We start from the raw sequence: 809 nt of genomic DNA, 5'->3' as shown, positions 1-809 counted from the left end.
AAAAATAGATTTTACCAAGCAAAACCGAGTGAATTAGAGTTTTAAAAGCTTTATTCATTTAAATGAATCGCTAGTAATCAATTGCCGACGGCAAGCGATTACTCACAATATTAATAACGTGATTAAGTTATTAAGGGCGCACGGTGGATGCCTTGGCACTAGAAGCCGATGAAGGACGTTACTAACGACGATATGCTTTGGGTAGCTGTAAGTAAGCGTTGATCCAGAGATTTCCGAATGGGGGAACCCAGCACAAGTTATGTTGTGTTATCGACATGTGAATACATAGCATGTCCGAAGGCAGACGCGGAGAACTGAAACATCTTAGTACCCGCAGGAAGAGAAAGAAAAATCGATTCCCTGAGTAGCGGCGAGCGAAACGGGAAGAGCCCAAACCAATGAGCTTGCTCATTGGGGTTGTAGGACACTCTATACGGAGTTACAAAGGAATAAATTAGACGAATCACCTGGAAAGTTGAACCAGAGAAGGTAAAAGTCCTGTAGTCGAAAGTTTATTCTCTCTTGAGTGGATCCTGAGTACGACGGAGCACGTGGAATTCCGTCGGAATCCGGGAGGACCATCTCCCAAGGCTAAATACTCTCTAGTGACCGATAGTGAACCAGTACCGTGAGGGAAAGGTGAAAAGTACCCCGGAAGGGGAGTGAAAGAGAACTTGAAACCGTGTGCTTACAAGTAGTCAGAGCCCGTTAATGGGTGATGGCGTGCCTTTTGTAGAATGAACCGGCGAGTTACGATCTGATGCAAGGTTAAGCAGCAAATGCGGAGCCGCAGCGAAAGCGAGTCTGAA

Annotated in this window: 1 rRNA gene; it reads left to right on the top strand. The window is 45.6% G+C overall.

From position 1 onward, the window contains the following. Positions 1–120: 120 nt before the first annotated feature. A 23S ribosomal RNA gene (locus tag CD112_RS01420) occupies positions 121–809 on the top strand; the annotation flags it as partial.

Origin of the sequence: Staphylococcus simulans (genome assembly GCF_002902285.1) — a bacterium.
Lineage (GTDB): Bacteria > Bacillota > Bacilli > Staphylococcales > Staphylococcaceae > Staphylococcus > Staphylococcus simulans.
The sequence above is the reverse complement of the archived record's forward strand: the minus strand, read 5'-3'. Positions and strand labels throughout refer to the sequence as shown.